Origin of the sequence: Streptomyces sp. CS113 (assembly GCF_002188365.1) — a bacterium.
GTDB classification, from domain to species: Bacteria; Actinomycetota; Actinomycetes; order Streptomycetales; family Streptomycetaceae; genus Streptomyces; species Streptomyces tendae.
Map to the genome: position 1 here is coordinate 1,950,587 of NZ_KZ195574.1, position 26,543 is coordinate 1,977,129.

General features: G+C 73.4%; 19 protein-coding genes. 6 read left to right on the forward strand and 13 right to left on the reverse strand.

Translation table 11 applies throughout. The features are described 5' to 3' along the window. Positions 1 to 53 precede the first annotated feature (53 nt). Positions 54 to 2,324, forward strand: a complete 2,271-nt coding sequence (locus B9W62_RS08485; RefSeq protein ID WP_087806588.1) for an MMPL family transporter — start codon at positions 54 to 56, stop codon at positions 2,322 to 2,324. A gap of 75 nt (positions 2,325 to 2,399) precedes the next feature. Here B9W62_RS08485 and B9W62_RS08490 read toward each other — a convergent pair whose 3' ends face one another. From B9W62_RS08490 to B9W62_RS08510, 5 genes are all read right to left on the reverse strand, one after another. Next, on the reverse strand, positions 2,400 to 3,656 hold the full coding sequence (locus tag B9W62_RS08490; protein ID WP_087806589.1) for a glycosyltransferase: 1,257 nt from the start codon (positions 3,654 to 3,656) through the stop codon (positions 2,400 to 2,402). Continuing rightward, entirely contained in the window at positions 3,653 to 4,435 is a 783-nt protein-coding gene (gene erm(O) / locus B9W62_RS08495) for a 23S rRNA (adenine(2058)-N(6))-methyltransferase Erm(O) (RefSeq protein ID WP_087806590.1), read from the reverse strand. The genes B9W62_RS08490 and erm(O) overlap by 4 nt, the downstream gene beginning before the upstream one ends. Before the next feature lie 429 nt (positions 4,436 to 4,864). Continuing rightward, complete coding sequence (locus B9W62_RS08500) at positions 4,865 to 6,157, reverse strand: ABC transporter substrate-binding protein (RefSeq protein WP_087806591.1); 1,293 nt, start codon at positions 6,155 to 6,157, stop codon at positions 4,865 to 4,867. Then, entirely contained in the window at positions 6,157 to 6,990 is an 834-nt protein-coding gene (locus B9W62_RS08505; protein ID WP_087806592.1) for a carbohydrate ABC transporter permease, read from the reverse strand. Before B9W62_RS08505 ends, B9W62_RS08500 begins: the two co-directional genes overlap by 1 nt. Next, entirely contained in the window at positions 6,987 to 7,934 is a 948-nt protein-coding gene (locus B9W62_RS08510) for a carbohydrate ABC transporter permease (RefSeq protein ID WP_087806593.1), read from the reverse strand. The genes B9W62_RS08505 and B9W62_RS08510 overlap by 4 nt, the downstream gene beginning before the upstream one ends. Before the next feature lie 151 nt (positions 7,935 to 8,085). Here B9W62_RS08510 and B9W62_RS08515 point away from each other — a divergent pair, with 151 nt between their 5' ends. Continuing rightward, positions 8,086 to 8,952, forward strand: coding sequence for a phosphotransferase enzyme family protein (locus tag B9W62_RS08515; protein ID WP_087806594.1), 867 nt, complete (start codon positions 8,086 to 8,088; stop codon positions 8,950 to 8,952). Between the two features lie 103 nt (positions 8,953 to 9,055). Here B9W62_RS08515 and B9W62_RS08520 read toward each other — a convergent pair whose 3' ends face one another. Together B9W62_RS08520 and B9W62_RS08525 are read right to left on the reverse strand one after the other, a co-directional pair. Next, positions 9,056 to 9,787, reverse strand: a complete 732-nt coding sequence (locus tag B9W62_RS08520) for a 3'-5' exonuclease (RefSeq protein ID WP_087806595.1) — start codon at positions 9,785 to 9,787, stop codon at positions 9,056 to 9,058. A 115-nt stretch (positions 9,788 to 9,902) separates the two neighbouring features. After that, positions 9,903 to 11,150, reverse strand: a complete 1,248-nt coding sequence (locus B9W62_RS08525; protein WP_087806596.1) for an SAV2148 family HEPN domain-containing protein — start codon at positions 11,148 to 11,150, stop codon at positions 9,903 to 9,905. Positions 11,151 to 11,543: 393 nt separating this feature from the next. Here B9W62_RS08525 and glgX point away from each other — a divergent pair, with 393 nt between their 5' ends. Together glgX and treY are read left to right on the forward strand one after the other, a co-directional pair. Continuing rightward, positions 11,544 to 13,652, forward strand: coding sequence for a glycogen debranching protein GlgX (gene glgX, locus B9W62_RS08530; protein ID WP_087811821.1), 2,109 nt, complete (start codon positions 11,544 to 11,546; stop codon positions 13,650 to 13,652). Between the two features lie 86 nt (positions 13,653 to 13,738). Beyond that, positions 13,739 to 16,153, forward strand: coding sequence for a malto-oligosyltrehalose synthase (gene treY, locus B9W62_RS08535; protein WP_087806597.1), 2,415 nt, complete (start codon positions 13,739 to 13,741; stop codon positions 16,151 to 16,153). A gap of 142 nt (positions 16,154 to 16,295) precedes the next feature. On the opposite strand, the gene B9W62_RS08540 is transcribed toward treY, so the two are convergent. Together B9W62_RS08540 and B9W62_RS08545 are read right to left on the reverse strand one after the other, a co-directional pair. Beyond that, entirely contained in the window at positions 16,296 to 17,621 is a 1,326-nt protein-coding gene (locus tag B9W62_RS08540) for a M14 family zinc carboxypeptidase (protein WP_087806598.1), read from the reverse strand. Between the two features lie 238 nt (positions 17,622 to 17,859). Next, complete coding sequence (locus B9W62_RS08545; RefSeq protein WP_087806599.1) at positions 17,860 to 18,411, reverse strand: DUF1707 and FHA domain-containing protein; 552 nt, start codon at positions 18,409 to 18,411, stop codon at positions 17,860 to 17,862. A 179-nt stretch (positions 18,412 to 18,590) separates the two neighbouring features. Here B9W62_RS08545 and treZ point away from each other — a divergent pair, with 179 nt between their 5' ends. Then, positions 18,591 to 20,336 (forward strand): malto-oligosyltrehalose trehalohydrolase, encoded by a 1,746-nt coding sequence (treZ, locus tag B9W62_RS08550; protein WP_087806600.1) that lies wholly within the window; start codon positions 18,591 to 18,593, stop codon positions 20,334 to 20,336. Positions 20,337 to 20,354: 18 nt separating this feature from the next. Here treZ and B9W62_RS08555 read toward each other — a convergent pair whose 3' ends face one another. Together B9W62_RS08555 and B9W62_RS08560 are read right to left on the reverse strand one after the other, a co-directional pair. Further along, positions 20,355 to 21,299, reverse strand: a complete 945-nt coding sequence (locus tag B9W62_RS08555) for an aminoglycoside phosphotransferase family protein (RefSeq protein WP_087806601.1) — start codon at positions 21,297 to 21,299, stop codon at positions 20,355 to 20,357. Positions 21,300 to 21,354: 55 nt separating this feature from the next. After that, complete coding sequence (locus B9W62_RS08560; RefSeq protein WP_087806602.1) at positions 21,355 to 22,485, reverse strand: aminopeptidase P family protein; 1,131 nt, start codon at positions 22,483 to 22,485, stop codon at positions 21,355 to 21,357. 174 nt (positions 22,486 to 22,659) lie between these two features. Between B9W62_RS08560 and B9W62_RS08565 the strand changes: the two genes are divergently transcribed. Further along, positions 22,660 to 23,415, forward strand: a complete 756-nt coding sequence (locus B9W62_RS08565; protein WP_179235394.1) for a phosphodiesterase — start codon at positions 22,660 to 22,662, stop codon at positions 23,413 to 23,415. A gap of 88 nt (positions 23,416 to 23,503) precedes the next feature. Here B9W62_RS08565 and B9W62_RS08570 read toward each other — a convergent pair whose 3' ends face one another. Together B9W62_RS08570 and cyc2 are read right to left on the reverse strand one after the other, a co-directional pair. Next, positions 23,504 to 24,130: a PDZ domain-containing protein gene (locus tag B9W62_RS08570; RefSeq protein WP_179235395.1), complete on the reverse strand. Its 627-nt coding sequence runs from the start codon at positions 24,128 to 24,130 to the stop codon at positions 23,504 to 23,506. Between the two features lie 83 nt (positions 24,131 to 24,213). After that, positions 24,214 to 26,424, reverse strand: a complete 2,211-nt coding sequence (gene cyc2 / locus B9W62_RS08575) for a germacradienol/geosmin synthase Cyc2 (protein WP_087806605.1) — start codon at positions 26,422 to 26,424, stop codon at positions 24,214 to 24,216. Positions 26,425 to 26,543: the final 119 nt, after the last annotated feature.

Below are 26,543 nucleotides of genomic sequence, written 5' to 3' on the forward strand. Positions count from 1 at the left end.
AACGCGAGGTGGCGGCAGGGGGCCGGCACCGCACACGAGGGGGCAGGCCGGTCATGCGGAACCGAGAGACACGGGTGCGGGGCATAGCCGCCCGGGCGGGCGGCTGGAGTGCCCGGCACCGATGGGCCGCCGTCGGGATCTGGGTGTTGTTCGTGGTCCTGGCGATGGGGCTCGGTTCGGCCGCCGGCCGGGTCGACGTCAAGGACAGCGACCAGATGGGCGGCGAGACCCGCACCGCCGCGCGGATCGTCGAGGACGCCGGCATCGACGAACCGGCCGGTGAGACGGTCCTGATCCAGGCGAAGTCCGGTGATCTGTTGGCCACGGACGCCGAGTTCCGGGCCGCGGTCGGCGCGGTCGTCACGGCGGTGGAGGCCACCGGGAAGGTCACCGGCGTGACCTCGCCGTACGACACGAAGACGATCTCGAAGGACAACCGCAGCGCGCTGGTGCAGTTCGACATGCGCGGCGAGGCGGACACCGCGGGTGAGCGGGTCGAGCCGGTGCTGAAGGCGGTCGAGGGGGTCCAGAAGGAGCACGCGTCGCTGCGGATCGAGGAGATCGGCGGCGCCAGCATGATGAAGACGTTCGACGACGCGTTCGGCGACGACTTCAAGAAGGCCGAGTACTCGGCGGTGCCGGTGGCCCTCGGCATCCTGCTCGTCGCGTTCGGCGCGCTGGTGGCGGCGCTGGTTCCGGTGGCGCTGGCGATCACCGCGATCATCGCGACGATGGGGCTGATGGGCCTGGTCAGCCACTTCCAGCCGATGAGCGAGACCGCGAACTCCGTGATGCTGCTGGTCGGTCTGGCCGTCGGCGTCGACTACTGCCTGTTCTACCTGCGCCGGGAGCGCGAGGAGCGCGCCGCCGGACGGGACGCGCGGACGGCGCTCAGGATCGCCGCCGCCACCAGTGGCCGGGCGATCGTCGTCTCCGGTGTCACGGTGTGCGTGGCGATGGCGGGCATGCTGTTCACCGGCATCGCCGAGTTCGAGGCGATGGGCCTGGCCTCGCTGATGGTGGTCGCGGTCGCCATGGTCGGCTCGGTGACGGTCCTTCCGGCGCTGCTGTCCCTGCTGGGCGAGCGGGTGGAGAAGGGCCGCGTGCCGTTCCTGCGCCGGCGCCGGCCGAGCGGTGGCACGGGTGAGGGCAGCCGGTTCTGGACGGCCGTGCTCAAGCGCGTCCTGGCCAGGCCCCTGCTGGCCGCCGTGGTCGCCGTCGGCGCGCTGCTGGCCGTCGCCGCGCCCGCTCTCGGCATGAAGACGCAGAACCTCACGCTGGACCAGGAGTTCGGCGACTCGCTGCCCATCGTGCAGACCTACAACCGGGTCAACGAGGCCTTTCCCGGCGGTTCCGACCCGGCCGAGGTGGTCGTGAAGGCCGACGACATCAACGCGCCCGAGGTGCGGGCGGCGCTCGCCGACTTCCGGGAGCGGGCCATCAGTTCGGGGGCCTCGCGCGGGCCGGTGGACATCACGACGCACGACGAGCAGAACGTCGCGCTGGTGTACGTCCCGCTGGTCGGCGGCTCCGACCAGGACAAGGCGGGCGAGAGCCTGGACAAGCTGCGCGACGACGTACGGCCCGCGACGCTGGGGAAGGTCGACGGCGTCGAGGCGCCGATCACCGGTCAGGTGGCGGGCAACAAGGACTTCAACGACCAGCTCGTGGGATCGGTCCTGCCGGTCTTCGCCTTCGTCGTGGTCTTCGCCTTCCTGCTGATGCTGCTGTCCTTCCGCTCGCTGACGATCGCCCTCACCTCGATCGTGCTCAACCTGCTGTCGGTGGGCGCGGCGTACGGCATCCTGGTCGCCGTCTTCCAGCACGGCTGGGGCGCCTCGCTGGTGGGTGCGGAGGGCGTGGGCGCCATCATCACGTGGCTGCCGCTGTTCCTCTTCGTGATCCTGTTCGGCCTGTCGATGGACTACCACGTGTTCGTGGTCTCCCGGATCCGCGAGGCCCGGCTGCGCGGGCGTTCCACCCGGGACGCGATCCAGCACGGCGTGGTCACCACCGCGGGGGTGGTCACCAGCGCCGCCGTCATCATGGTCGCGGTGTTCGCCATCTTCGGCACGCTGTCCATGCAGTCGATGAAGCAGATGGGCGTGGGCCTGGCGGCGGCGGTGCTGATCGACGCGACGATCATCCGGGGTGTGCTGCTGCCGGCCGTGATGTCGCTGCTCGGTGAGCGCAACTGGTATCTGCCGAAGTGGCTGCACCGGCTGCCGGACCTGACCCACGACGAGTCGCCCGAGGCGATCGCGTCGCCGGAGCGGGACGGCGAGAGCGAGCGCGGGGAGCGGGGGAAGCCGGTCGGGGTCTGACCGGCGCGCCACCACGACCGCAGGGCCTGCCGGTTCCGGGGGAACCGGCAGGCCCTGACGGCGTGCGGCGGGGAATCAGCCGCGCGCGGCGGCCAGTTCGGCCTCGATGAGGTCGGCGGCCCGCCGGGTGCCGCCCTCCTGGGCCATCTGCGCCTGGATCTCCTTGAGCCGCCGCGCCGCCTCCGGGTCGGCGACCAGGGCAAGGGCGGCGGTGCGCAGCGCCTCGGCGGTGGCCTCCTCGGTCGGGAGCGTGCGGGCGACGCCGAGGCCCTGGAGCATGTCGGCGTTGCCGAACTGGTCCGCGGCCTGCGGTACGGCGATCATCGGCGTGGCCGTCGCCAGGCCCTCCTGGCTGCCGCCGGCGCCCGCGTGGGTGACGAACAGGTCGGCCTGCTGGAGGATCGCCAACTGCGGCACCCAGGTGCGCACTTCCACGGTGTCCGGTACGTCGCCCAGCTCGGCCGGGTCGATGTGCCGGCCCACCTGGAGCACGGTGTGCCAGCCGGGCAGCTCGCCGAAGGCCCGCACGCACTCCCGGTAGAACGCGGGCTGCTTGGTGAAGGCGGACCCGAGGGAGACGAGGACGACCTTCTCGGCGCCCTCGGGACGGGTCCAGTCGCCCTCGGCGGCGCGGTCCCCCTGGCAGGCGCCGACGAAGGTGTACGTCTTCTCGTCCACCCGGTCGGCGTTGGGCTGGAGGGCCTTGGGGATCAGCACCAGGGAGCGGTCGGGGCGGCCGACGAAGGGGTCGGGGTGGTCGGTGATCCCGTTCTCCTCGAGCCAGGCGTGGAAGCGGGCGTAGTACGCCTGCCCGCGCTCGGTCTTCAGCGGCTCCTCCCACATGGGCTCGCCGACCTCCTGCTCGTACCCCTCCCAGGCGACCATGCAGGGCGACAGGGAGATCACGGGCACGTCCCAGCGACGGCCGAGCACGCGGGCGGTGTAGGAGCCGATGTCGTGCAGGACCAGGTCCGGCTCGTCCCCCTCGTACGCCTCGGCGAGCTGCGGGAGTGCCTGGATGGCGTCGTCGAGGAAGGGCTCCACGTTGTCCAGCAGGGTGCTCCCCCACGCCTCCGGGTCGGCGTCGGGGCCGGGCAGCGTGCTGTTCCAGAGCTTGGGTTCGGCGCCAGCCTCGGCGACCTTGTCCGCGAGCAGGGGCGGGATCGCGTAGGTCACCCGGTGTCCTCGCGCGACGAGCTCGCGGATCACCTCCAGGCTGGGGTTCACGTGGCCGTGGGCGGCGATGGAGAACATGGCGATGTGCGCGGGGCGACTGGTCATGCGACGACCGTACGCGAGACGAGACGTCTCGTGCAACTGCTTTCGCTTCATGCCGTCAGCTCCTCGTGCAGCCGCAGCCACCGGTCGGGTGCGACCTCGCCGACGAGGACACCGGGATCGAGCCGCGCGGCCCGGAACGCCGCGTCCACCCGGCGCCGCGGGTGGGTCCGCCGCAGGGACGCGTGCAGCGAGCCGCCGACGCCCGAGAAGCCCAGCTCGACCAGGTCGGACCAGGTGCGGCGGGCGCCGGCGCCGGTGAGCAGCGGGGTACGGCGCCGTGCGATGCGGAGGATGCCGGCGTCGACGCGCGGCGCCGGCCGGAAGCGGTGCCGGCCCACCCGGCCCAGCAGCCGCCACTCGTGGCGCGGCCAGGTCAGGACCGTGAGGAGGGTCCAGCGGCCGTAGTCGCCGGTGCGTTTGCGGGCGTACTCGAGCTGGGTGAGGAGGGTGGCGTCGGTGAGGCCTGGGGCGGCCAGGCACCAGTCGACGATGTCGGCGGTGCGTGAGAAGGGCACGTTCCCGGCGACGGCGAACGGCGTGCGCGGGGGCCGGGCGGCGAGGAAGTCACCGGCGACCACGTGGACGTGCGGGGTGCGGGCGAAACGGGCGCGGAGCCCGGGGACGAGCCGGGGGTCGATCTCGTAGGCGTGCAGCTCGCGGCTGCGGCGGGCGAGCGGCTCGGTGAGGGCGCCGTCGCCCGCGCCCACCTCGAGCAGCAGGGGCGGCTGCCGTCCATCGGGGGCGGCGAGGCGCGCGACGTGTGCGGCGGTGGCGCGGTCGGCGAGGAAGTTCTGCGAGAGCGTGCGGGCACGCGGGGTGGGGCGGGCCATGGCCTGCGGTCCTTGTCTTCCGTGACAGGAGGGGAAAAGGGCAGCCGAAGGCCCTGACCGGAAGACGAAGGCAAAAGGGAATGCGGAGGCTCAGCCCCGCCGCGCGCGTCGGAGGCGTGGAACGCGTCGGGCGCGTCAGCGGCGGGGGGACCCCGGGCCGGTCAGGGCTCCGGGGCCGCGACGCATCCTGATGGAGTACGTGCAGCCCCGGCCGAGACCGGAGTTGATGATCGCGTTGAAAGCTGCCACGGAGGCGACGCTAGGCGGGCGGGTGCCCGGCGGGCAAACCGTTTTCGCGCGACGGCCGTCAGCGCGTGGCGGGCACGCGACAGGCCTCAGCACGCGACGGCGCGCAACAGGCTCAGCGCTGGGCGGCCGTCCGCGCGTGGCGGTCCTCAGCGCAGGGCGGCCGTCCGCGGGTGGCGGCCCTCAGCGCTGGTAGCGGGCGAGCACCAGGTTCCCGTCCTCCTCCAGTCTGTGGCGCAGTTCGTCGGCGCCGATCGCTCCGCTGTAGTACTCCTGGAGCGCCGGCGTCGCCACCTTGTCCTTCCACTCGGCGTAGCCCCGCACGGACTGCGCCGGCGCCGAGCGCAGGTGGGCGGCGAGCGCGGTGCCGGTGGCCCAGCCGTGCTCGGCCGTGTGCAGGGCGGGGTCCTTCAGGGCCTGCTCCCCGGTGGGCAGCATCCAGTCGCCGAGCGCGAGGCGCACCATGTTGTCCGGCTGGAGGAGGAAGTCGACGAACGCGGCGGCCTCCTTCCTGTGCGGGCTGTCCTCGGCGACGGACAGGGTCTGCGGGCTGACCCCCTGGGCGAGCCCGTCGGCGCCGGCCGGGGCGGGCAGCACCCGCCAGTCGAAGCCCTCGGGTGCCTGCTGCTCGATCTGCTGGCGGTAGGAGAAGCCGAGCGGCACCATCGCGTACTTGCCCGCGAAGAAGCCGGGCAGGGTGTCGGAGCCGCCGCTGCCCAGGGTGGTCGGCGAGGCGCTGCGGTCGGTGTCGACCTGGTCGTGGATGGTGCGGGGCACCACCTGGTCGCCCTCCTCGAAGCGGACGGTCACCCTGCCGTCGGCGCCCCGGTGGAACAGCTTGCCGCCGGTGGACAGGGAGAGGTTGAGCGTGGCGGAGACGGGCTCCTTGAGCGGCCAGGCCACCCCGTACGTGCCGTCGCCGCTCAGCTCCTTCGTCACCTGCCGGAACTCCTCCCAGGTCCAGGGGTGTTCCGGCGTCGGGATCCGGACGCCGGACTTCTCGAGCAGGGTGGCGTTGGCGATCAGCACCCGCGGTTCCTGGAGGAAGGGCACGCCGTAGACGCCGTCGCCGAAGGTGACCGTCTCCCAGCTGTGCCGCGGGATGTCCGACCTCAGCCGCGCGGGCAGCAGTTCGCTGAGGTCGGCGAGGTAGCCGCCGTAGGCGAAGTCGGCGAGGTCGTCGGAGGCGTCGTGGATGATGTCGGGCGCCTCGCCGCCCTCGAAGGAGGTGAGCAGCTGGTCGTGGACGCTGTCCCAGCTGCCCTGGACGTACTCGACGCGCACGTCCGGGTGGGTGGCGTTCCACTCCCGTACCAGTTCCCTGTTGGCCTGCACGGACTCGTCCTGCCAGGCCAGGGACTGGAAGCGCAGGGTGATCCGGCCGTCGTCCGCCCCGTCGCCGCCGCCCGAGCAGCCCGCGAGCAGCAGGACGGCACAGGCGAACAGGGTGAGGATCCTCGTGGGCGTGCGCGTCATCAGCTCTTCACCGCCCCGGCGAGCATGCCGCCCGTGATCCGCCGCTGGATGAGGGCGAAGACGAGCAGCGAGGGCAGGGTGGCGAGGAAGGCCGCCGCGGCGAGCGGTCCGAGGTCGGCGACGCCCTCGGCGCCGATGAAGTGGGTGAGGATCACGGGCAGGGTCTGTTTCTCCGGGGTCTTCAGCAGGACCAGGGCGAAGAAGAACTCGTTCCACGCGGTGATGAAGGCGAACAGAGCCGTGGCCACGATCCCCGGCGCGAGCAGCGGCGCGGTCACCGAGACCAGGGTCCGCAGCCGTCCGGCGCCGTCGACCGCGGCCGCCTCCTCCAGCTCGCGCGGTACGGCGCGGACGTATCCGGCGAGCATCCACAGCGCGAACGGCAGCGACCAGACGACGTACACCATGACGAGCCCGGGAACGGAGTTGATCAGGCCGAGGTTCTTGAGGACCAGGAACAGCGGGATGATCAGCAGGACGAAGGGGAAGGCCTGGCTGACCACGACCCACCCGGTGGCCGCCTTGGCGAGCCGCCCGCGGCGGCGGGCCATGACGTACGCCATCGGGGTCGCGATCAGCACCGCGATCACGGCGGCGCCGAGCGCGGCGAGCAGCGAGTTGAGCCCGGCGCGCAGCAGCGGCTGCTCGTCGAAGGCCTGCCGGAAGTTGTCGAGGGTGGGGTTCTGCGGGATCCAGGTGGGGTGCAGTCTGGCCAGCTCGCGCGGCGGTTTGAAGGCGATGGAGATCAGCCACAGGAACGGGAAGGCCAGGAAGACCAGGTAGGCCAGCAGTGCGACGTACTGGCCGGTGCGGGCCGCGGTCGAGGTCCTCACGCCTGGTCACCTCCCTTGGCTTCGCCCCGGAGCCGGCCGACGAGGAAGACCGCCAGCAGGATCGAGATCACGGCGACCATGACGCAGCCCATGGCCGCCGCGTAGCCGAACTGACCGTAGCGGAAGGCCTCTTCGTAGGCGAAGAGCATGGGCAGCCGGGTGCGGCCGCCGGGGCCGCCGTTGGTCAGCACGTAGACCAGGGCGAAGGAGTTGAAGTTCCAGATGAGGTTGAGCGCGGTGATGGCGAGTGCGACGGGCCTGAGGGCGGGCCAGGTGACCGTGCGGAAGCGGCGCCAGGCTCCCGCGCCGTCCACCGCTGCCGCTTCGTGCAGCTCGCGCGGGGTGTTCTGGAGTCCGGCGAGCAGCGCGACCGTCGTCTGCGGCATGCCGGCCCAGACGCCGACCACGATGACGGCGGGCAGGGCGGTGCCGAGGCCGCTGAGCCAGTCGTGGCCGTTGCCGAGACCGAGGTCGCGCAGAGTTTCGTTGAGGATGCCCGCGTCCGTGTTGTAGACCAGCCGCCACATGATGCCGACGACGACCTCGGGCATCGCCCACGGGATGATCGCCAGGGCCCGGGCCAGCCAGCGCATCCGGAGGTTCTGGTTGAGCAGCAGGGCGAGACCGAGGGCGAGCAGGAACTGCGGCACGGTCACCCCGACGGCCCACACCAGGCCGATCCGGAACGACTCCCAGAACAGCGTGTCGTGCAGCAGGTCCTGGAAGTTCAGGGTGCCGATCCACTGGGTGGGCTCCGTACGGCCCGACTGGGCGTCGGTGAAGGCCAGCAGGACGCCGTAGAGCAGTGGACCGACGCTGAGCACCAGGATCGGGATCAGTGCGGGCAGTACCAGGAACCAGGCGCCGTGGTCCGGCGCGCCCCGGGGGGCGTCCGGGCCGGGCGCACGGCGCGCCGGTCGTCTCGGCTCGGTCACCAATGTCACGTAATCAACCCCTTTGCGCGGCTCGGACGGGCCTGGTCATGGTCGTGAAGTGACCGCGTCCCGTCAAGGGCCCGGGACATGCTCCCACCTGTGCGAATGGGACACTGGCCGACGGATGGCGGGAACCGCACGGACACGGAGGCACGGGACGATGGACGAGGCACGGGCGCGGGAGGTGCTGGCCGCGGCGGGGGTGCTGCCCGGCCCGGCGGCGCAGGCGCGGCTGCTGGCCCTCGGCGAGAACGCGGTGTTCGCCGCCGGCGACCTGGCGGTCAAGGTGGGCCGCGACGCCGAGCTCCTGGAGCGGGCGCGCCGGGAACTGGCCGTCGCGCTGTGGCTGGAGGAGGCGGGCGTCCCGGCGGTGCGGGCGGCCGAGCCGACGGCGCTGTCCGTCGACGGGCACCCCGTGACGGTGTGGCGGCGGCTGCCGGAACCGGTGCGGCCCACCGAGCCCCGGGACGTGGCGGTACTGCTCCGTCTCGTCCACGCGCTGTCCCTCCCCTCCTCCTTCGAGCTGCCGCCCCGCGAGCTGCTGGGCGGTGTGGAACGGTGGCTGCGGCTCGCGGGCGACGTGATCGACCCGGCGGACGCCGCGTACCTGCGCGAGCGCCGGGACGGCTTCGCGTCGGCCGCCGCCGCGCTCACCCCGCACCTGACGCCGGGTCCCATCCACGGGGACGCGCTGCCCCGCAATGTGCACGTCGGTCCCGACGGGCCGGTCCTGATCGACCTGGAGACCTTCTCCGCCGACCTGCGCGAGCACGACCTCGTGGTGATGGCGCTCAGCCGGGACCGCTACGGGCTGCCCGCCGAGGCGCACGACGCCTTCACCGCGGCCTACGGCTGGGACGTGCGCGAGTGGGACGGCTGCGCGGTGCTGCGCGGCGCCCGGGAGACCGCGAGCTGTGCCTGGGTGGCCCAGCACGCGCCGAGCAACCCCAAGGCACTGGCCGAGTTCGAACGCAGGGTGGCGTCGCTGCGGGACGGGGACCCCGAGGTGCGCTGGTACCCCTTCTGACCCGGGATCGCGTCGGGCCGGTCTGCCCTGGGTGCGCGTCGGGCCGGTCTGCCCCGGGGTCGCGTCGGGCCGGGTGGCCGCGGGCCGGGTGGCGGCGGCCGGGTCAGACCCGCTCGTCGGCCGGTTCCCCGGCCAACTCCCGCAGCGGCCAGGCCCCGTCGACGACGGCCGTGGCGTCGCCCTTGCGGCGCAGGAAGCTCTGGAAGTCCGCCGCCCACTCGGCGTACCACTCGATCTGGCGGCGGTGCAGGTCCGCCGGGCCGAGGGCCGCGACCTTGGGGTGGCGGCCGGCTATCGCCCCGGCCAGGCGGGCCGCGGCGAGGGCGTCGGCCGCCGCGTCGTGGGCGGCGTCGAGCGGCACGCCGTACTCCCGGCAGACCGCTTCGAGATTGCGCTTGCCGCGCCGGTAGCGGTCGACGGACCGGTCGATGGTGTACGGGTCGATGACCGGGGCGGGGTCCGTGCCCAGGCGCTCGCGCAGCGACGGCAGCGCGTGGCGGCGCAGCTCGGCGGAGAGCAGGGTGAGGTCGAAGGCCGCGTTGTAGGCGACGACCGGGACGCCCGCCTTCCAGTGGTCCACGAGGACTTCGGCGATGGCGTCCGCGACCCGGTCGGCGGGCAGGCCCTCGCGGGCCGCGCGTTCGTTGCTGATGCCGTGCACCGCGACCGCGTCCGCCGGGATCTCCACTCCGGGGTCGGCCAGCCACTCCCGCCGGCCGAGCGTCTCCGAGCCCCTGACCTCGATCACGGCTCCCGTGACGATGCGCGCCTCGCGCGGATCGGTGCCCGTCGTCTCCAGGTCGAAGCCGATCAGCAGCTCCCGGTGCCAGCCCATGGGCGGTCCCCCTTCTCGGTGGTGCTTTCCCCCAGTGGTCTCCACCTTCCCACGGGCCACTGACAATCAGAGGATCGCATTCCGCTTACCTCCGCGCCGCTGCCGGGGCAGGCGTTCACGACACCGGGCGCGCATCCGCCCACATCAGCTCGAACTCCTCGCGATAGGTGGGGAAAAGTCCGCCTTCGTCGACCCGGTCCGACTTCACGACCTTTCCGCCGTTGCGCCCGTTGCGCAGGACGAGGACCGGTGCCTCCATGCCCCGCGTGCGGCGCAGGTAGGACTGCACGACCGCGATGCCGTCGGCGCCGTCCCCGTCGACGAGGTAGGCCGTGAAGCGGGGCGTCTCGTCGAAGACCTGGATCTCGAAGGCGCCCGGGTCCCGCAGCCGGGCCCGCACCCGGCGCATGTGCAGGATGTTCATCTCCACGGCGCGGCTCAGCTCGCCCCGCTTGATGCCCAGTTCGCGCTCGCGGCGCTTGATCGCGCTGGAGGCCGGGTTCAGGAAGAGCAGCCGCACCCGGCCGCCGGCCTCGGCCATCCGCAGCAGGCGGCGGCCGGAGAAGTTCTGCACGAGCAGGTTGAGACCGATACCGAGGGCATCCACGCGGCGGGCGCTGCCGAACAGGTCCTCGGCGGGGAACTGGCGCAGCAGCCGCACCCGGTCCGAGTGCACGGCGACCACGTCGGCGTAGCGGTCCCCGACCAGGTCCTCCACCGCGTCGACGGGCAGCCTGCGCGCGGACGGCACGTCGCTGCCCGCGCCGAGCACCTCGAGGAGCCGCGCCGAGGCCCGCTCGGCCTGGTTCAGGACCGCCTCGGACAGCGCCCGGTTGCGCGAGACGACGTTGCGGGTGACCTCCAGCTCGTCCAGGGCGAGTTCGACGTCGCGGCGCTCGTCCACGTAGGGCTCGAAGCAGGGCCAGTGCTGCACCATCAGCTCGCGCAGCTGGGGCAGGGTGAGGAAGCTGAGGACGTTGTCGTCGGCCGGGTCGAGCAGATAGCCCTTGCGGCGGCTGACCTCCCGCACCGCGACGGCGCGCTGCACCCACTCCTGGCCGGCGGGTCCGGCGGCGGCGACCACCCAGTCGTCGCCGTGGACCGGTTCGTAGACCGGGCGCAGGACGGCGGCCACGACCGCGCGCAGCCGCTGCTCGACGAGGTTCAGCCAGATGTAGGCCCGGCCCGCCCGCTGCGCACGCGTGCGCACCTCGTGCCAGGCCCCGGCGTCCCAGTCCAGCTCCGGACCGATCGCGCCCGCGTTCATGGGCCGCGCCAGGGACACCGCACCGGGCGGGACGTCCGTGGAGTTCCCCTGGTGACCGTCGTCACCAGGAGGCAGCTCCAGCCCTCCCGAGCCCACCCGAGTACCGCCTTCCGCTCCCCCGGACACTGCCGGGGACACCCCGTCCCAACGATCAAGGAAGGGTACTCCGCCGACGGTCCGCGGTGCAGCCCGATGGACGGGCCGGTTTTGCCAACTTCCTTGATCCACAAAGGTGTTCCGGCCGCGCTCACACCGAGGAGTGAGCGGATTCATAGCGGTGACGTGGGAGGGGTACGACGCAGGAGGCCGGGTGCCTGCCTGGGGCCCGGCCGGAGCAGAACGCCGGAGGGTGGGTAGGAGGACGTACGTGCTAGGGCCTGTCCGGCCGGACAGGCCCCTACGGTGGTCGCCTCACTTTCGGGGAGACTTCCGGGGGACTCGGAGCCAAGGCGTCCGCACCGGCGCCCCACACCTGAAAGAGTCGTGTTCATGCAGGTCTGGCCTGGAGAGGCGTATCCACTGGGTGCCACGTACGACGGCGCCGGCACCAACTTCGCGGTCTTCACGGAGGCCGCCGACCGAGTAGAGCTGTGTCTGCTGCACGACGACGGCTCGGAGACCGCGATCGAGCTGCGGGAGAGCGACGCGTTCGTACGGCACGCGTACGTGCCGGGCGTGATGCCGGGGCAGCGGTACGGCTACCGCGTACACGGCCCGTACGCCCCGGAGCGCGGGCTGCGCTGCAACAGCGCCAAGCTGCTCCTCGACCCGTACGCGCGTGCGATCAGCGGGGCGGTCCAGTGGGGCGAGGAGGTGTACGGCTACCACTTCGGCGAACCCGAACGGCGCAACGACCTCGACTCGGCCCCGCACACGATGACGTCGGTCGTGGTCAACCCGTACTTCGACTGGGGCGACGACCGGCGCCCCCGGACGGAGTACCACCACACGGTGATCTACGAGGCCCATGTGAAGGGCCTGACCATGCGGCACCCGGGCCTGCCCGAGGAACTGCGCGGCACCTACGCGGCCCTCGCGCACCCGGCGCTCATCGAGCATCTCACCGGGCTCGGGGTGACCGCGCTGGAGCTGATGCCGGTCCACCAGTTCGTCAACGACCACCGCCTGGTGGACATGGACCTGGCCAACTACTGGGGCTACAACACGGTCGGATTCTTCGCCCCGCACAACGCGTACGCCTCCTGGGGCGACCGCGGCCAGCAGGTGCTGGAGTTCAAGTCGGCGGTCAAGGCGCTGCACGAGGCCGGGATCGAGGTGATCCTGGACGTCGTCTACAACCACACCGCCGAGGGGAACCACCTGGGCCCGACGCTGTCCTTCAAGGGGCTGGACAACCCCTCGTACTACCGGCTGGCCGACGACCCCCGCTACTACATGGACACCACGGGGACCGGGAACTCGCTGCTCATGCGGTCCCCGCACGTCCTACAGATGATCATGGACTCGCTGCGCTACTGGGTCACCGAGATGCACGTGGACGGGTTCCGCTTCGACCTCGCGGCCACCCTGGCGAGGCAGTTCCACGAGGTGGACCGGCTGTCGTCGTTCTTCGACCTGGTGCAGCAGGACCCGGTGGTCTCGCAGGTGAAGCTGATCGCCGAGCCGTGGGACGTCGGCGAGGGCGGCTACCAGGTGGGCAACTTCCCGCCGCTGTGGACCGAGTGGAACGGCAAGTACCGGGACACGGTGCGGGACCTGTGGCGCGGCGAGCCGCGCACGCTGGCCGAGTTCGCGTCCCGGCTGACGGGCTCCTCCGACCTCTACCAGGACGACGGGCGCCGCCCGCTGGCCTCGATCAACTTCGTGACCTGCCACGACGGCTTCACCCTGCACGACATGGTGGCCTACAACGACAAGCACAACCACGCCAACGGCGAGGACAACCGGGACGGCGAGAGCCACAACCGCTCCTGGAACTGCGGCGTCGAGGGCGACACGGACGATCCGGCGGTGCTGGAGCTGCGGGCGCGGCAGATGCGCAACTTCATCGCCACCCTGCTGCTCTCCCAGGGCGTCCCGATGATCAGCCACGGGGACGAGTTCGCCCGCACCCAGCGGGGCAACAACAACGCCTACTGCCAGGACAACGAGCTGGCGTGGGTGGCGTGGCCCGAGGACGACCCCGACCTGCTGCGGTTCACCCGCGCGATGGTGTGGCTGCGCAAGGACCACCCGGTCTTCCGCCGGCGCCGCTTCTTCCACGGGCGCCCGGTGCAGGGCACCCACGACGAGCTGTCGGACATCGCCTGGTTCACCCCGGAGGGCGCGGAGATGACCCAGCGGGACTGGAACTCGGCGCGGGCGTCCGCGCTCACGGTGTTCCTGAACGGCAACGCGATCTCCGAGCCCGGCACGCGCGGCGAACGCATCGCCGACGACTCCTTCCTGCTGATGTTCAACGCCGCGCCGAAGCCGCTGGACTTCGTGGTGCCGGTCGACCACGGCCGGCAGTGGGAGGTGGTCGTCGACACCGCCCTGGCGACGGGGGTGCCCGCGGGCACGGGCCCGAAGGTGCAGGCCGGGGACCGGCTGACCCTGGTGGACCGGAGCCTGACGGTGCTCCAGCGGCCGGTGTAGGGCAGCGGGCCCGTGCGGGCCCGTCCCCCTGCACCCGTCAGGGGGACGGTGACAGGAAAGGCGGCGGGGCGGGTACGTAGGTTTCCATGACACCTGAGCGACCCGGCCCCGCCTCCCCCTCCTCCGTCCCCTCGGCCACCTACCGGCTCCAGCTTCAGCCGTCCTTCCCCTTCAAGGCCGCGGCCGCGGCCGTGCCGTACCTGGCCTCGCTCGGCGTGTCGCACCTGCACCTGTCTCCGGTCCTGGAGGCGGTCCCGGGCTCGCTCCACGGCTACGACGTCGTCGACCACGCGCGCGTGCGCGCGGAACTGGGCGGTGAGGAGGGGCTGCGGGCGCTGTCGCGCACCGCGCGGGAGCACGGGCTGGGCCTGGTGGTGGACATCGTGCCCAACCACATGGCGATGTCGCCGCGTCACAACCACGCCCTGTGGGAGGTGCTGCGCGAGGGGCCCGAGTCGCCGTACGCGCGGTGGTTCGACATCGACTGGCAGGCGCAGGACGGCCGGCTGCTGCTGCCGGTGCTGGGCGCCCCGGTCGGCGAGGTGCTGGGCGACCTCCGGGTGGACGGCGACGTGCTGCGCTACCACGAGCACGCCTTCCCGCTGCGGGACGGCACCGCGCAGCTGCCGCTGCCGCGGCTCCTGGACGCGCAGTGGTACCGCCCGGTGTGGTGGCGGCTGGCCCGCACCGAGCTGAACTACCGGCGCTTCTTCAGCATCTCGGAGCTGATCGGCGTGCGCGTGGAGGACCCGGAGGTGTTCGAGGCCACGCACGGCACGGTCCTGCGGCTGCTGCACGAGGGGGTGATCGACGGACTGCGCGTCGACCACCCCGACGGCCTCGCCGACCCCGGCGCCTACCTGGAGCGGCTGCACCGGGCGAGCGGCGGCCGGTGGACGGTGGTGGAGAAGATCCTCGCGGACGGGGAGCGGCTGCCCGCCGCCTGGCCCGTCGCCGGTACGACCGGCTACGACGCCCTGCGGCACGTCGACGGGCTCTTCACGGACCCGGTCGGGTACGGCGAACTGCTCGACCGGTACCGCGGGTTCGCCGCCCCGCAGGCGGACCTGGGCGGCGCCTGGGCGGCGACGGTGCGGCGCGCGGCGTACGAGGTGCTCACGCACGAGCTGGCCACCGAGCTGGACCGGCTGACCCGGGTGGCGCACCGCCTGTGCGCCACCGCGCCGGACCCGGCACTGCGCGACCGGGCGCCCTGGGCGCTGCACACCGCGTTGCGGGAGCTGCTGGTGCGGCTGGAGGTGTACCGGCCGTACACCTCGGTGGACGCGGCGACGGTCGTCACCGAGGAGGCGGCGGCCGAGGCACGGCTCGCCTTCACGGTGCCCGAGGAGGCCGGCGCGGTGGACGTCGTACGGGGCCTGGTGCTGGGGAGGTACGGGGACGGCCCCGATCACGCGGAGTTCCGGACGCGGTTCGCGCAGACCGCGTCGGCGCTGCGTGCCAAGTCCGTCGAGGACACGGCCTTCTACCGCTGGGTGCCGCTGCTGTCGGCGACCGAGGTGGGCGGTGACCCCGGCCGGCCGGCCGTGTCGCCGCGGGAGTTCCACGCCTACTGCGCGCACGTGCAGCGCGACTGGCCCGCCACGGGCACGGTCGTCTCGACCCACGACACCAAGCGCAGCGCCGACGTGCGCGCGGCGCTGGCAGTGCTCACCCAGTGCCCCGAGCGGTGGGCGGACGTGCTGACGGAGGTCACGGACCGCACGGCGGCCGGCGGCACGGGCGAGGGGCCGCCGGACGGGCAGCTGGCCTGGGCGGCCTGGCAGACGGTGTTCGGTCTGGGCCCGGCGGACGAGGAACGCGTGCGGGAGGCGCTGCTGAAGCACGTGCGCGAGGCGGGGACGCACACCAGCTGGACGGAGCAGGAGCCCGCGTACGAGGAGGCGGTGGCGCGGTTCCTGGCGGCGGGGCCGTGCGGCGCGCCCGGCGGGCGGGTGGCCGCCCTCCGCGAGGCGCTCGCCCCGCACGTGCGGGCCAACGTCCTCGGCACCGCCCTGGTCCACCTGACGATGCCGGGCGTACCGGACCTCTACCAGGGCACCGAGCGCGAGTACCGGGCGCTGGTGGACCCGGACAACCGCCGCCCGGTGGACTTCCCCGCCGCCGGGGACGAGGGCTGGGCCGGGGGTGCCGGGGAGAAGGCGGCGGTGACCCGGGCGGCGCTGGCGCTGCGTTCCCGGCGGCCCGGCGCCTTCGGCGGGGACGCGACGTATGAGCCGCTGCCCGCCGAGGGCCCGGCGGCGGCACACTGTGCGGCGTTCGTCCGCTCCGGCCGGGTGGTGACCGCGGTGACCCGGCTGTCACTGCGGCTGGCGGAGGCGGGGGGCTGGCGCGGCACGACGCTGCCGCTACCGCCCGGCAGGTGGGCCGACACACTGGCGCCCGGACGGCAGTTCACGGACCACGCGCGCGTGGAGGACCTCTTCGCGGACACGCCGGTCGCCCTGCTGGAGCGGGTCGAGACAACGGAGACGGCATAGGGCGACGACGCAGGCAGCGGCAGCCGTCGTGGCAGCGGTGACGGTCGTGACCACGGCCTTGGCAACGGCAGCGGCCTTGGGAACGGCAAGCCACGGACGGCAACAGCAACAGCGAGAACGCGCGGAAGGTGGGCTGGGCGCGTCAGTCGCGGTGCATCGGTACCGCGGCCTCGGGACCCCTGCCGGGCTCGCCCGCGCGGGAGCCGGCGCCGACCCGCCGCCCGGCCAGCTCGAACGCGGCCAGTACCACCCGCGTCTGGTACTCCACCTGCCGCCCCACCGGGATCCAGCGCGCCGCGCAGCCGTCCCGGTAGTCCGCGCAGCCCTCGTCGACGAGCCGGTCCAGCTCGGACAGGACGCCCCCCGGATCGCCCCCGGTCCGGGTGACCAGCTGGTGCAGCAGCCCCGCCGTCCGCAGCGACAGGCGCCGTCCGGCCAGCCGCAGGGCGACCAGGTGGGACGTGTTCATCGGCGGCAGTGAGCGGCCCGTCCCGTCGTCGGTGTCCGGGTCCCACGCGTCGGCGAGCCGGGGGCAGACCAGCAGGTAGTCGTCGACCGGTGCGAGCAGGTGCGCCGCCTCCGGCACGTCGGCGAGATGGGGCCTGAGCCGGGCGAGGACGCGGTGCAGGCGCCGGGTGTCGTGGCGAAGGGTGCGGCTCACGGTGCGCAGCACCCCGTCGCGGTCGGCCGGGGGCGAGGAGTCCGCCACGGCCGCCACCGCCCACATCGGCGCCTCGACGACCGCGGTGACCGTGCCGTGGCGCCGCGGATGGCACCACGTCGAGTCGACGGCCGCCTCGGTGATGGCGGCGGTGAGGTCGCCGCGGCGGGGCGGCGGGATGCGGTAGACGGCGGGCCCGAGGTCGGGCCAGTACAGGGTGTCGTAGGCGCCGAGTTCGCGGGGGATGCCGAGCCGGGCCGCGGTGTGGGCGATGCGCTGGGCGAGGCCCGGCAGGTCGTGGGTCAGCTCGACGAAGCCGCCGCCGACGTCCACGCCGTGCAGGGAGCATTGCAGGAAGGGCCGCAGTTCGTCCTGGAGGGCGACCAGGGTGCGGGTCTCGGGCAGGGTGGCGCGGTCGGGGCCGTCGGGCAGCCACTCGGGTTGTTCCAGGAAGCCGGGCCGGAAGAAGTTCCGGGCGTAGCGGCCCAGGGTGTAGGGGCCGGTGAGCCAGCCCTCGTTGCGGCGCAGGCCGTCGGGGTCGACGCACAGCAGCAGGTTCCAGGTGGCGTCGGCGTCCTCGGTGAGCCGGGGGTCGGCGACGGCCCGCTCGGCCAGCCGCAGGACGGTGGCGCCGCCCACGGGCTCGTTCGCGTGCGGTCCGGCGACGACGAGGACCTGGCGGCTGCCGTGACCGACCGAGAGCAGCAGCAGCGGGGTGCCCGCGCGGGAGGTGCCGACGCGGCGCAGCCGGGCGTGCCGGGGATGCCGGGCGGCGAAGGCGGCGGCCCGGGCCCCCAGCTCGTCCACGGTCGGGTAGCGCAGGAGGGGCGGCAGGGCACACCTCCATGAAGCGGGCCGTCGGTTCACCTGGTGTGCGCGGTGTAAGCACAGTCAGTCACGACTTGCGGGGTACGTCAACACCACGAAAAGCAAAGGGATTTGCGCCACGAAAACGACCACGACTCCCAGTGAGGCGCAGGCCAGGGATCTACGTGGTCGGCACCGGACCGCCCGGCCCCGGGTCCGGTGGGGAGGCCGGTCGGCGTCAGTTCGCGGCCAGCCTGAAGGACATCCCGCCGAAGCCGATCTGGTCGCCCTCGCGGACGACGGCCGCGCCGATCACCCGACGCCCGTTGACCGTGGTTCCGTTGGTGGAGCCCAGGTCACGCAGCACCCACATGCCGCCCTGGAGGCTGAGTTCCGCGTGCACCCGGGAGACCGTCTCGTGGCTCAGCCGCAGCCCGCTCGCCGGGTCGCGCCCTATGCGCAGGGGATGACCGGCGCCCGGGTGGGGCAGCAGCAGCTTGGGCAGCCGCTCGGCCCGCCACGCCCGGCCGAGGCGTACGCCGAACCCGGACACCGCCTCGACGGTGCCGAAAACCAGCCGCGACAGCCGGCTCTCGGTGGGCAGGTCGGCGGTGAGCGCGGCCAGCTCGTCCAGGCGGCGGGCGGCGAGCGCCAGCTCCATCCGGCGGATGAACGTGTCGTGCGACAGCCGCCCCATGGCGACGCCGTCCCGGAGCACGTTCAGCGCCTTGTCGCGCTCCGCGTCGGACAACCGCGCGGGGTACGTGGGGAACTCGAAGGACGACGTCACGCAGCTGATTGTCGGTCAGCGGGGCCGGAGTGTCCAGAAAACGGGAAAACGGCGGCCGCCCCGCGCGCGCGAGCGCCACGACACCCGCCACGGGCGGGGGCAATCCCCGGCGGAATGATCCCCGCGTGCTGGAACATGGACCTGCTACATCACGGTGAGCAGACGAAGGGGAACCGTCCGTGCAGTTCGAGGTGTGGGCACCGCAGGCCGGCCGAGTGACGTTGGAGTGCGACGGCGCCACGCGCGCACTGGAGCGCGATCCGGAGCGCCCGGGGTGGTGGTGCGGTGAGGCCCGGGCCCGGGACGGTTCGCGGTACGGCTTCGCGGTGGACGACGGACCGGTGCTGCCTGACCCGCGCTCGCGCCGTCAGCCGGACGGCCCCGACGGGCTGAGCGCGGTGGTCGACCACGGGCGGTACGCGTGGCGGACCCCGTGGGCCGGGCATCCGCTGCCCGGCGCGGTCCTCTACGAGCTGCACGTGGGGACGTACACGCCCGAGGGCACCCTCGACGCCGCCGCCGACCGCCTCGAACACCTGGTGCGACTGGGCGTCACCCACGTCGAGCTGATGCCGCTGTGCCCCTTCCCCGGCCGGCACGGCTGGGGGTACGAGGGGGTCTCGCTGTGGGCGGTGCACGAGCCGTACGGCGGGCCCGAGGCGTTGAAACGGTTCGTCGACCGGGCGCACGCGCTGGGCCTCGGCGTGGTCCTGGACGTGGTGCACAACCACCTGGGCCCGTCCGGCAACTACCTGCCCGTCTTCGGCCCGTACTTCACCGACACCCACCACACGCCGTGGGGCGTCGCCGTGAACCTGGACGCACCCGGCTCGGACGAGGTGCGGGCGTATCTGGTGGACAGCGCGCTCGCGTGGCTGCGGGACTACCGGATCGACGGGCTGCGCCTGGACGCGGTGCACGCCCTGGTCGACACGCGCGCGTGCCACTTCCTGGAGCAGTTGTCGGCCGCCGTGGACGGTCTCGCGGCCGATCTGGACCGGCCGCTCTTCCTGATCGCCGAGTCCGATCTGAACGACCCGCGGATCATCACCCCGCGCGCGGAGGGCGGCCTGGGCGTGCACGCGCAGTGGAACGACGACTTCCACCACGCGCTGCACGCCGCACTGACCGGGGAGTCGCAGGGCTACTACGCCGACTTCGCGCGCGATCCGCTGGCGGCGCTCGCCAGGACGCTGACCCGGGGGTACTTCCACGACGGCACCTACTCGAGCTTCCGGGGCCGCTCGCACGGCCGTGCGCTGGACCGCGGCCGGGTCGCCGCGCACCGGCTGACCGGCTACAGCCAGACCCACGACCAGGTCGGCAACCGCGCCCAGGGCGACCGTCTGGCGTCCCTGGTCTCGCCGGGGCTCGCCGCCTGCGCGGCCACGCTGACACTGACCGCGCCGTTCACGCCGATGCTCTTCATGGGCGAGGAGTGGGCGGCGGGCACCCCGTGGCAGTTCTTCACCGACCACACCGATCCGCAGCTCGCCGAGGCCGTACGGCGCGGCAGGCGGCGGGAGTTCGCCGCGCACGGCTGGCGGGAGGAGGACGTGCCCGACCCGCAGGACCCGGCGACGCGCGAGCGTTCCTGCCTCGACTGGTCGGAGCCGGAACGCGAGCCGCACGCGCGCGTGCTGGACTGGTACCGGCGGCTGATCGCCCTGCGCGCCGAGCAGCCGGACCTCACCGACCCGGACCTGGCCGACACCAGGGTGGCGTACGACGGCGCGGCGCGCTGGCTGGCCTTCCGGCGCGGGGACATCCGGGTGGCCGTCAACCTGGGCACCGAACCGGCGGCGATCCCGCTGGGCAACCGCCCCGCGCGCGTGCTCGCGGCGTGGGAACCGGTCGAGGGGCCGGGCGCGAACGGAATACTGCGGGTGCCGGGCGAGTCGAGCGTGGTGCTGGTGCAGGAGTGAGCAGGGGGCCCGGGGCCGTCAGGCGGTGTCGTCCCGGCCGTCGTCGCGCAGTTCCGTCACGCGTTCCAGGAGGATCGGTTCCCAGGCGCGTCGCAGTCGGGTCCTGAGCAGGGGTACGGACGGCGGCACCGGCTCGCCGGAGTGGCCGGCGACTGCCTCCGCGAGGTGCAGGACCGCGTCGCAGCGGGCCAGCCACAGGCCGCGCAGGCAGGGCCGGGCACCGTATCCGGCGAGGGTGGCGGCGCGGACCGCGGCCGGTGAGCCGACGGAGAGGGCGAGCCCGGCGATGTCCTCGGCCGGGTCGCCGAGGACCGCGTCGCTCCAGCCGAGGACGCCGCGCACCCGCCCGTCGGCGCTGACCACGAGGTGCCCGCCGGTCAGTCCGCGGTGGACGAGGACCGCCGCGCCCGGCTGGACACCGAGCTGGGCCGCCGCCTCCCGGGTGAGCCGCTCCGGCCGTGCGGCGTCGAACTCGTCGGCGGCGGCCAGGGCGCGGGCGGCGCGCTCGGCGGACTGCCGCAGGGTCTCCAGGGAGCGCGGGGCCGCCCGCGGCACACCGAGCGTCTCGGCCTGCCGGACCGGCACCTCGCGCAGCCCGGTGAGCAGCGCCGCGAGGTCCGCCTCGCCCAGCGCGGACACGTCGTGGTCCTCGCCCGACCCGCCGGCCACCTTGGCGTCCAGCGTGTAGGTGAGGCCCGGCGCCCACTCGCCGTGCGCCACGCTGGCCGGCAGTGCCACCGGGACGTACGGCCGGACCAGTTCGCGCAGCCGCAGTTCGCGGCGTCCGCGCACCGCGGCCTCCCGGTCGGGGGCCAGCCGCAGGACGTGCCGGGTGCCGACCCACCACGTGCCGGGCCCGGCGCCCTCGGCGACCGGCCGGACGTCGGGTTCCGTGCTGCCGCCGAGCAGGGAGCGGACCAGTCTGCGGACGGTGTCCGCGGTGGGGGTCGGTGCCTGGGTCATGTCGCGCCGTCGTCCTCCGGGTCTGCCGGGGCGTTCGGGGTAGGTCCGTCACCGGTCACTCGACGACGACCAGCTCCCGGGTGGTGTCGTTGAGCCGTCGGCCGCCGTCCGGGGTGACGGTGACGATGTCCTCGATGCGTACCCCGAACCGGCCGGGCAGGTAAACGCCGGGCTCGACGGAGAAGCACATGCCGGGCACCAGGGGCTGCTCCTCGCCCTCGATCATGTACGGCGGCTCGTGCGTGGTGACGCCGATGCCGTGCCCGGTGCGGTGGATGAAGTACTCGCCGTACCCGGCGCCGGCGATGACCGCGCGGGCGGCGCGGTCGACGTCCTGGCAGGCGGCGCCGGGCCGCACCGCCCGGAAGCCGGCCTCCTGCGCCTCGCGGACCAGGTCGTGCACCCGGCGTTCCTCGTCGGTGGGCTCGCCGACGTGGACGGTGCGGGAGGTGTCCGAGCCGTAGCCGTCCTTGAGGCCGCCGAAGTCGAGGACGACCATGTCGCCGTGCTCGATGACGCGGTCGCCGACCTCGTGGTGCGGGTTGGCGCCGTTGGGGCCCGAGGCGACGATGGTGAAGTCGACCTGGGAGTGCCCGAAGCGGCGCAGCAGTCCGGCGAGGTCGGCGGCGACCTCGGACTCCCGGCGCCCGCCGAAGCGGACCTGCCGGATCTCCTCGAAGGCGGCGTCCGCGGCCGCGCCCGCCGCCGCCAGCAGCTCCAGCTCGACCGCGTCCTTCACGGCGCGGAGCATCGGCAGCGCCTCGGTGAGGGAGGCGTAGGAGGTGTCGGGCAGGGTGCGCTGGAGCGCCAGCAGGTGCAGGGCCCAGGCGTTGTCGCTGATGCCGAGGCGTCCGGATCCGTCGAGGAGGGCCGCGGTGGCGGCATAGGGGTCCTTGCCGTCGGTCCAGTCCCGCAGGGTCAGGACGGGTGCGCCGGCCGCCTTCGCGGCGTCGGGGGCCTCCAGGGCCGGGACGACGAGCACGGGGTCGCGTCCCGGGGCGAGGACGAGCAGGGTGAGCCGTTCGGTGTCCGCCGTGGGCGCGTAGCCGGTGAGCCAGACCAGGTCGGGGCCCGGCGCCACCAGCAGCCCGGCCAGCCCGGCGTCGGCGGCCGCGGCTGTGGCGCGCTCCATGCGCATCCGGTAGTCGTCGGCGGTGAAGGAAGCAGCGGGCCTGCTGCCGGTCATCCGGGCCTCCCGGGGCGCGAGGGTGAAGGGACCACGGGCAGCATCCTGCCCCCAGGACGGGGGCGACGCGAGCCGATTGGCATGGAGCGACCCCGGCGACTAATGATTGGATGCCTTCCAAGCATTAGCATCGGGGGCGTCCGCGGTCCGGGCGCCCGGAGGGAGGCCGGCACCGTGCTCGTACTCGCGCACATCAGCGATCTGCACCTGGACGCAAGCCCGCGGGCGACGGAGCGCGCCGAGCGGGTGCGCGACCGGCTGTGGCGGCTGCCCGGGCAGGTGGACGCGCTGCTGGTCACCGGGGACATCGCGGACCACGGCACCGAGGCCGAGTACGAGGAGGCCGCCCGGATCCTGGGGCTGCGCGACGGCTCCGCGCCCTTCCCCGTGCTCACCTGTCCGGGCAACCACGACAGCCGCGCGCCCTACCGCAAGGCCCTGCTCGGCCGTCCCGCCGCCGACGGCCCGGTCAACGCCCTGCACGTCTTCGACGGCGGCGCGGTCCTGATGTGCGACTCCAGCATCCCGGGCAGCGACGAGGGCGACCTGGACGAGGAGACGTACGACTGGATCGAGGAGTCGCTCGACGGACTCGGCGCCGGTGTTCCGGCCCTGCTCGCCTTCCACCACCCGCCGACGGCCGTGCACCACCCCCTGCCCGACTCCTACCGCCTGCGCCGCCCCGAGCGCCTCGCCGCGCTGCTGGAACGCAGGCCCGCGATCGCCGGACTGATCACCGGTCACGCCCACACGCCCGCCGCCACGGTGTTCGCCGGGCGGCCGCTGGTGGTCGGCCCGGGGGTGACGTGGACGCTGCGGCTGCCCTGGGAGGGCGAGGAGATCGCGGACCGCGACGCGCCGGTCGGGCTCGCCTTCCACGTGCTGGACGACGCCGGACGGCTCACCAGCCACTTCCGCACGGTCGCGTGACGACGGGCTCGCGTGACGGCGCGCTCGCGTGAAGTCGGGCTCGCGTGACAGCAGGATCGCGTGCCGGCAGGCGCGTCCGACAGCCGTATCAGGTGACGACGCCCGGTACGGCCGTCAGCTGCTGGTAGCCGCCGCTCCTGTGGAGCACCGTGAGCGTGACCCGCTTGCCGGGGCGGGCGCGGGCCACCGCGTGTGCGAGGTCGGCGGCCGAGTCGACACGGGTCCTGCCGAACGCCAGCAGCACGTCGCCCCGCACCAGGCCCGCCGTGTACCCGGGCCCCGGCACGTGGACGCCGACGACCCGGGCCCCGGGCTTCTCGTCGTCCACGGCCTCCACACCGAGGGTCGCGCCGGCCGGCGCCGGGGAGGGGGACGGGCCGGCCGAGGGACCGGCCGACGGGTGCGCCGGGGCGCCCCGGGTGCCCGTCGCCGCTCCGGCGCCCCCGCCCGCTCCTCCTGCCCCTCCGGGTCCCGCCGCCCCGGCCTGCTGCCGCATCTCGGCCAGCTTGCTCATGCCGATCACCGTGGCGCCCACCGTGCCGAGCCCGACGCCCGCGAGGAGCAGCACGGCCACGGCGAGCACGCCGAGCAGCACGGTGGTGAGCCGCCGGCGGCGCCGGCGCCCGGTGTGCGGGCGCCGGACACTGTCGGGCTCGGTACCGGGCCCCGGGTCCCGGCCGGGCATCGGCTTGGGACGCAACGCTGTCTGTTCCATGGATCGCCTCCGGCAAGTGCTCTACCCGGCGCACCGGCGCGTGACGAGCCACGAAAGAGTGAGACTGAACATCGGTCAGGGCATCAGGGCGTCAGGGCGGGACTGCTCCTCGGCACGGCGACGGGCGCGGCGATCGACGTGGGCGCCGGCGCGGCCGGGATCCGGTCCGGGAGGAAGCCGTGGGTGCGGCCCGCCAGGTACTCGGCCTTGTAGCGCGGGACGTTCCGGTGCCAGTTGAGGATCCCGGCCATCCAGTTCTGAAGGTCGGCGACGTAGCCGTGCATGATGGTCCGCGCCTCTTCGGACAGCTGGAAGTCGTCGTAGACCACGGGCAGTTCGTGCGCGACGACGTGCTCGAACTGGCGCATGCGCTGGTTCATCAGGTCCTGCACCACGTTGAGGGCGGCCGGGTAGTCGACGCCGAAGAAGTTCTGCACGACGAGGACGGCGTTGTGGATCTCCCCCTCGTACTCGATCTCCTTCTGGTACGAGAAGACGTCGTTGAGCAGGCAGGCGTAGTCGATCGCCGCGTTCTCCAGGGAGCGGACGGGGCCGCTGCGGTAGACCTCGGGCGGCACCGCCGGGCCGTGTCCGGCCCGGCACAGGCCGAGCGTGAGATCGGAGCCGAAGGTGGCGCGCCGCATCTCCAGGTAGTCCACCGGGTCGGGGACCCGGTTCTGGATCTGGTTGGACAGCTCCCACACCCAGGCCTCGGTCATCGTGTCGACGGCCGCCCGCAGCGGGCGCCGCTCCTCGGGCGTCATGCCGGCCGTCGTGCGCACCCACAGGTCGATCAGGGAGCGTTCCATCGCGTTGACCGGCGGCGGGGCGGGCTCGCCGTCGAGCGGCATGCAGGCCGACAGCCGGGCGGTGGTCAGCCGGGCGGCGGCGAGGTCCCGGCGGTGGCCGTAGACGAGCGGGTAGTAGTCGTCGCCGTAGGTGCCGAAGGCCAGCCAGCCGGAGGCGAGGTCGAGCTGGTCCTGGGTGGCGTCCGGGTCGAGACCGGCGGCGCACAGGGGCAGGTCGCAGCTCTCGAGCTTGTCCTCGTCCCAGACGCCCTCGCTGAGGATGCCCATCCTCGCGCACCACTCGGACAGGTGCCGCCGGGCACCCTCCAGGGCCGGGCTCAGCTCCAGCGGGTAGGGCATGCGGATGTCGGGGATGACGGACGGACCGACCTTCTGGAAGGGCACGTTGGTGTAGGGGCGGGCCCGCTGGGCGGCCGCAGCGGCGAGCAGCGCGCCGACGTCGGCGGCGGAGGTGCCGGGGCCGGTCAGCGCCTGCCAGCCGGCCAGGGGGCGCTCGCCCTTGTTCATGTAGCGGCTGGAGCGCATGTGCCATTCGTGGCCGCCGGACTGCCAGTCCTGGAGGCCCTTCGTGTACGCGGCGACGGCGGCGGCCTGGGGCGGGGTCAGGCCGTTCTCCAGGGCGACGGCGGGCACCTCGGTGAACGCGGTGTGCTCGAACTGGTGCAGCCGCGAGGTGAGCACGTCGTTGACCAGCTCGGCGGCCTCCTGGGTGGTGCAGCCGAAGAAGGTCTCCAGGACCAGCACCCCGTTGCTCAGCTCGCCCTCGTCCTCGACCTCCCGCTGGTAGGAGAACAGGTCGTTGCGCAGGTGCACGGCGTCGGAGAACGTCTCCATGAGCACCCGGAGCGGCCTGGTCCCGGCGACGGCGGCGGGCACCTCGGCGGTCGCGTACTCCACGAGCCCGGCGGACCAGGGGGCGCCGCCGACCTTGCGGCGCATCTCGATGTACTCGACGGGGTTGGCGACGCGCCCCTCGTTGATGTTGGACAGCTCCCACATGGACTCGTTGAGCAGGTGCTCGGTGGCGACGGCGAAGCGGCGGCGCCAGTCGGCCGACATCGCGGGCACCGTGCGGGTCCACAGGTCGGCGAGGCCGGCCTCGACCGGGTTCTCCGGCTCGGGCACCTCGGCGGCGTCGTCGAGCGGCATGAACAGGGGGAGCCGGTCCAGGTGGGCCTTGCCGGCGAGGCGGTCCTGGCTGCGTTTGAACTTCTCCAGGAAGTGGTCGTCGAAGAAGAAGACCCACACGTACCAGTCGGTGATGAGGGAGAGCGCCGGCCCGTCGCAGTCGGGGTGGGTGTAGGCGCAGAGCAGGCCGTAGTCGTGGGCGTCGAGGTCGGACTGCTCCCAGACCCCGGAGCCCTCCAGCATGCCCATCTCGCGCGCCCACGTCGTCGAGTGGGCGCGGGCCTCGTCGAGATGCGGGTTGAGCCGCGCGGGATGCGGCAGGTAGAAGTGCGGGAGTTGGAAGGGCTGTTGCGTCATGGCCGGGCACTACCCACGGCCCTCCGGACACATCCGCCGGGCGACACATGATCACACCATCGCGTGAATCAACCCGAAATGCGGGAACTTCTCCCGCACCACCTGACCAGGCCCGGCGG

Excerpts from the sequence above, each read along its gene's own strand:
- B9W62_RS08520 (WP_087806595.1), bottom strand. The coding sequence starts at position 9,787 with ATGGGCTGGCACCGGGAGCTGCTGATCGGCTTCGACCTGGAGACGACG.
- B9W62_RS08560 (WP_087806602.1), bottom strand. The coding sequence starts at position 22,485 with ATGACCGGCAGCAGGCCCGCTGCTTCCTTCACCGCCGACGACTACCGG.
- treY (WP_087806597.1), top strand. The coding sequence starts at position 13,739 with ATGACACCTGAGCGACCCGGCCCCGCCTCCCCCTCCTCCGTCCCCTCG.
- B9W62_RS08485 (WP_087806588.1), top strand. The coding sequence starts at position 54 with ATGCGGAACCGAGAGACACGGGTGCGGGGCATAGCCGCCCGGGCGGGC.
- B9W62_RS08555 (WP_087806601.1), bottom strand. The coding sequence starts at position 21,299 with ATGACCCAGGCACCGACCCCCACCGCGGACACCGTCCGCAGACTGGTC.
- glgX (WP_087811821.1), top strand. The coding sequence starts at position 11,544 with ATGCAGGTCTGGCCTGGAGAGGCGTATCCACTGGGTGCCACGTACGAC.
- B9W62_RS08570 (WP_179235395.1), bottom strand. The coding sequence starts at position 24,130 with ATGGAACAGACAGCGTTGCGTCCCAAGCCGATGCCCGGCCGGGACCCG.
- B9W62_RS08500 (WP_087806591.1), bottom strand. The coding sequence starts at position 6,157 with ATGACGCGCACGCCCACGAGGATCCTCACCCTGTTCGCCTGTGCCGTC.
- B9W62_RS08515 (WP_087806594.1), top strand. The coding sequence starts at position 8,086 with ATGGACGAGGCACGGGCGCGGGAGGTGCTGGCCGCGGCGGGGGTGCTG.
- B9W62_RS08490 (WP_087806589.1), bottom strand. The coding sequence starts at position 3,656 with ATGAAGCGAAAGCAGTTGCACGAGACGTCTCGTCTCGCGTACGGTCGT.
- cyc2 (WP_087806605.1), bottom strand. The coding sequence starts at position 26,424 with ATGACGCAACAGCCCTTCCAACTCCCGCACTTCTACCTGCCGCATCCC.